This window comes from Dactylosporangium darangshiense, from assembly GCF_039537565.1.
In the GTDB taxonomy this organism is placed as follows: Bacteria; Actinomycetota; Actinomycetes; order Mycobacteriales; family Micromonosporaceae; genus Dactylosporangium; species Dactylosporangium darangshiense.
This window is the reverse complement of the sequence record NZ_BAABAT010000133.1, coordinates 1-5,295: the sequence shown is the minus strand read 5'-3', so window position 1 is coordinate 5,295 and position 5,295 is coordinate 1. Positions and strand designations below refer to the sequence as shown.

Genomic DNA, 5,295 nt, shown 5'->3' with positions numbered 1-5,295 from the left:
TGATTATTACCCCGTGGCACGGGCCCCGTTTGTGGGGTTGCGTGTCTGGGATTCCTTTGGTGACAACATGTTTGTTGCCGGGTGATTTGCTCACCAATTAGGTTTTGTTGGAGAGTTTGATCCTGGCTCAGGACGAACGCTGGCGGCGTGCTTAACACATGCAAGTCGAGCGGAAAGGCCCTTCGGGGTACTCGAGCGGCGAACGGGTGAGTAACACGTGAGTAACCTGCCCTAGGCTTTGGGATAACCCTCGGAAACGGGGGCTAATACCGAATATTCATGCTGCGTGGCATCACGTGGTGTGGAAAGTTTTTCGGCTTGGGATGGGCTCGCGGCCTATCAGCTTGTTGGTGGGGTGATGGCCTACCAAGGCGACGACGGGTAGCCGGCCTGAGAGGGCGACCGGCCACACTGGGACTGAGACACGGCCCAGACTCCTACGGGAGGCAGCAGTGGGGAATATTGCACAATGGGCGGAAGCCTGATGCAGCGACGCCGCGTGAGGGATGAAGGCCTTCGGGTTGTAAACCTCTTTCGACAGGGACGAAGCGCAAGTGACGGTACCTGGAGAAGAAGCGCCGGCCAACTACGTGCCAGCAGCCGCGGTAAGACGTAGGGCGCGAGCGTTGTCCGGATTTATTGGGCGTAAAGAGCTCGTAGGCGGCTTGTTGCGTCAGCTGTGAAAACCCGCAGCTCAACTGTGGGCTTGCAGCTGATACGGGCAGGCTTGAGTTCGGTAGGGGAGACTGGAATTCCTGGTGTAGCGGTGAAATGCGCAGATATCAGGAGGAACACCGGTGGCGAAGGCGGGTCTCTGGGCCGATACTGACGCTGAGGAGCGAAAGCGTGGGGAGCGAACAGGATTAGATACCCTGGTAGTCCACGCTGTAAACGTTGGGCGCTAGGTGTGGGGGGCCTCTCCGGTTCTCTGTGCCGCAGCTAACGCATTAAGCGCCCCGCCTGGGGAGTACGGCCGCAAGGCTAAAACTCAAAGGAATTGACGGGGGCCCGCACAAGCGGCGGAGCATGCGGATTAATTCGATGCAACGCGAAGAACCTTACCTGGGTTTGACATGTGCGCTAATCCGGCAGAGATGTCGGGTCCTTCGGGGGCGTTCACAGGTGGTGCATGGCTGTCGTCAGCTCGTGTCGTGAGATGTTGGGTTAAGTCCCGCAACGAGCGCAACCCTTGTTCGATGTTGCCAGCGGTTCGGCCGGGGACTCATCGAAGACTGCCGGGGTCAACTCGGAGGAAGGTGGGGATGACGTCAAGTCATCATGCCCCTTATGTCCAGGGCTTCACGCATGCTACAATGGCCGGTACAAAGGGCTGCGATACCGTGAGGTGGAGCGAATCCCAAAAAGCCGGTCTCAGTTCGGATCGGGGTCTGCAACTCGACCCCGTGAAGTCGGAGTCGCTAGTAATCGCAGATCAGCAATGCTGCGGTGAATACGTTCCCGGGCCTTGTACACACCGCCCGTCACGTCACGAAAGTCGGCAACACCCGAAGCCGGTGGCCCAACCCTTGTGGAGGGAGCCGTCGAAGGTGGGGCTGGCGATTGGGACGAAGTCGTAACAAGGTAGCCGTACCGGAAGGTGCGGCTGGATCACCTCCTTTCTAAGGAGCACCTTCACGCGAAAGCGTGTAAGGAGCCCGCACCAGCCGAATGTGCTTGGTGGGGTGCTCAATGGCGGAGACACTGGCGAAGCTTTCCGGACAACGGTCCGAGAATCCTAGTACTGCCGGCGACGGCGTGGAACGGTTCTGGATGCGGTTCGGTGGGCGTATAGGCACCCTGTTGGGTCCTGAAACAACCAGCACAAGTGGTTGTTTTCAGACGAGATCCAAGCCGGCGGCAAAACCGGGCAGCGTGGCTGTCGAGGTTGCCGCTGACAAAACGGTTTGGGTTTGGTGTTGGTTGAGAATTGCACAGTGGATGCGAGCATCTTTAAAGCTTTGTGGTCAAGTTGCTGAGGGCGTACGGTGGATGCCTTGGCACCAGGAGCCGATGAAGGACGTGGGAGGCCGCGATAGGCCTGGGGGAGCTGTCAACCGAGCTGTGATCCCAGGGTGTCCGAATGGGGGAACCCGGCACCAGTCATGTGGTGTCACTCCTGCCTGAACACATAGGGCAGGTAGAGGGAACGCGGGGAAGTGAAACATCTCAGTACCCGCAGGAAGAGAAAACAACAGTGATTCCGTGAGTAGTGGCGAGCGAAAGCGGAAGAGGCTAAACCAGGCATGTGTGATACCCGGCAGGGGTTGCATGTTTGGGGTTGTGGGACACGCCGTTTCGGGTCTGCCGGCCCGGGTGACAGTCAGAAAATCAGTGGTTAGTCAAAGTCCGCTGGAAAGCGGCACCGTAGACGGTGATAGTCCGGTAGGCGAAAACTGCTGATCTGTTGGTGTGTGTTCCCGAGTAGCGGCGGACTCCTGTAATCTGCCGTGAATCTGCCAGGACCACCTGGTAAGCCTAAATACTCCCTGGTGACCGATAGCGGACGAGTACCGTGAGGGAAAGGTGAAAAGTACCCCGGGAGGGGAGTGAAATAGTACCTGAAACCGTGCGCCTACAATCCGTCGGAGCGTCCTGCCCTTTTGGGGGTGGGGGTGACGGCGTGCCTTTTGAAGAATGAGCCTGCGAGTTAGTGATACGTGGCGAGGTTAACCCGTGTGGGGGAGCCGTAGCGAAAGCGAGTCTGAATAGGGCGTTCAGTCGCGTGTCCTAGACCCGAAGCGGAGTGATCTAGCCATGGGCAGGCTGAAGCGCGGGTAAGACCGCGTGGAGGGCCGAACCCACCAACGTTGAAAAGTTGGGGGATGATCTGTGGTTAGGGGTGAAAGGCCAATCAAACTCCGTGATAGCTGGTTCTCCCCGAAATGCATTTAGGTGCAGCGTCACGTGTTTCTTGCCGGAGGTAGAGCACTGGATGGCCTAGGGGGCCTACAAGCTTACTGAAGTCAACTAAACTCCGAATGCCGGTAAGTGAGAGCGTGGCAGTGAGACTGCGGGGGATAAGCTTCGTAGTCGAGAGGGAAACAGCCCAGATCACCAGCTAAGGCCCCTAAGCGTGTGCTAAGTGGTAAAGGATGTGGGGTCGCATAGACAACCAGGAGGTTGGCTTAGAAGCAGCCACCCTTGAAAGAGTGCGTAATAGCTCACTGGTCAAGTGGTTCCGCGCCGACAATGTAGCGGGGCTCAAGCACACCGCCGAAGCTGTGGCATTCACACGTGTACCTAGCCTTTGTGGTTCAGGTGTGTGGATGGGTAGGGGAGCGTCGTGTCACCGGTGAAGCGGCGGAGTGATCCAGCCGTGGAGGTGACGCGAGTGAGAATGCAGGCATGAGTAGCGAAAGCAGGGTGAGAAACCCTGCCGCCGGATGACCAAGGGTTCCAGGGCCAGGCTAATCCGCCCTGGGTGAGTCGGGGCCTAAGGCGAGGCCGAGAGGCGTAGTCGATGGACAACGGGTTGATATTCCCGTACCCGCGTAGAAGCGTCCATGCTGAACCTGCTTGTACTAACCTCCGGATGTCCTGAAGCCTTCGGGTGGATGGGTTGATGTTGGGACCTCGGGTGGTAGTAGGCAAGCGATGGGGTGACGCAGGAGGGTAGCTGGGCCCGGCCGGTGGTTGTGCCGGGGCAAGCGTGTAGCCCGCAGCATAGGCAAATCCGTGCTGCACTAAGGGTGAGGCGTGAAGCGGAGCCGTTTCAGGTGAAGCCAGTGATCCCATGCTGCCGAGAAAAGCCTCTAGCGAGTTTCGAGCGGCCCGTACCCCAAACCGACACAGGTGGTCAGGTAGAGAATACCGAGGCGATCGGGCGAACTGTGGTTAAGGAACTCGGCAAATTGCCCCCGTAACTTCGGGAGAAGGGGGGCCACCGATGGTGAGACCACGTGCTGGTGGAGCGGTTGGTGGCCGCAGAGACCAGGGGGAAGCGACTGTTTACTAAAAACACAGGTCCATGCTAAGTCGTAAGACGACGTATATGGACTGACGCCTGCCCGGTGCTGGAACGTTAAGGGGACCTGTTAGTCCGTGAGGGCGAAGCGGAGAACTTAAGCGCCAGTAAACGGCGGTGGTAACTATAACCATCCTAAGGTAGCGAAATTCCTTGTCGGGTAAGTTCCGACCTGCACGAATGGCGTAACGACTTCCCCACTGTCTCAACCACAGGCCCGGCGAAATTGCACTACGAGTAAAGATGCTCGTTACGCGCGGCAGGACGGAAAGACCCCGGGACCTTCACTATAGCTTGACATTGGTACTCGAATTCGATTGTGTAGGATAGGTGGGAGCCGGTGAAGTCCTCACGCCAGTGGGGGTGGAGGCAAGCTTGAAATACCACTCTGTTGGATTTGGGTATCTAACCTTGGGCCGTGAGCCGGTTCAGGGACAGTGTCTGGTGGGTAGTTTAACTGGGGCGGTTGCCTCCTAAAATGTAACGGAGGCGCCCAAAGGTTCCCTCAGCCTGGTTGGCAATCAGGTGTTGAGTGCAAGTGCACAAGGGGGCTTGACTGTGAGACTGACAGGTCGAGCAGGGACGAAAGTCGGGACTAGTGATCCGGCACTGGCAGGTGGAAGCGGTGTCGCTCAACGGATAAAAGGTACCCCGGGGATAACAGGCTGATCTTCCCCAAGAGTCCATATCGACGGGATGGTTTGGCACCTCGATGTCGGCTCGTCGCATCCTGGGGCTGGAGTAGGTCCCAAGGGTTGGGCTGTTCGCCCATTAAAGCGGTACGCGAGCTGGGTTTAGAACGTCGTGAGACAGTTCGGTCCCTATCCGCCGCGCGCGTAGGATACTTGAGAAGGGCTGTCCCTAGTACGAGAGGACCGGGACGGACGAACCTCTGGTGTGCCAGTTGTTCTGCCAAGAGCACGGCTGGTTGGCTACGTTCGGAAGGGATAACCGCTGAAAGCATCTAAGCGGGAAGCTCGCTTCGAGATGAGGTATCCCACCCCTTGAGGGTTAAGGCCCCCAGCGAGACCACTGGGTTGATAGGCCGGAAGTGGAAGCCTGGTAACAGGTTTGAGCTGACCGGTACTAATAGGCCGAGGACTTGACCTACAAATTAAGCTTTGAATTTCTTGCATCCACTGTGTGATTCTGAACCAACACCGGACGCACCCCTTATAGAAGGGTGTGCGGGGTTGACAGGTTCATAGTGTTACGGCGGCCATAGCGGAGGGGAAACGCCCGGTCCCATTCCGAACCCGGAAGCTAAGCCCTCCAGCGCCGATGGTACTGCACCCGAGAGAGTGTGGGAGAGTAGGACGCCGCCGGACAAA

At 58.0% G+C, this 5,295-nt stretch carries 3 rRNA genes; all 3 read left to right on the top strand.

Annotated features, from left to right (window positions below):
- Nucleotides 1–104 precede the first annotated feature (104 nt).
- The 3 genes from ABD901_RS58025 to rrf all read left to right on the top strand — a co-directional run bounded on the left by ABD901_RS58025 (nt 105) and on the right by rrf (nt 5,292).
- Nucleotides 105–1,619: ribosomal RNA gene (locus tag ABD901_RS58025) — 16S ribosomal RNA — on the top strand.
- A gap of 343 nt (nt 1,620–1,962) precedes the next feature.
- A 23S ribosomal RNA gene (locus ABD901_RS58020) occupies nt 1,963–5,074 on the top strand.
- Nucleotides 5,075–5,175: 101 nt separating this feature from the next.
- Nucleotides 5,176–5,292 (top strand): 5S ribosomal RNA (gene rrf, locus ABD901_RS58015).
- Together the 16S, 23S and 5S rRNA genes form the textbook arrangement of a ribosomal RNA operon.
- Nucleotides 5,293–5,295 lie beyond the last annotated feature (3 nt).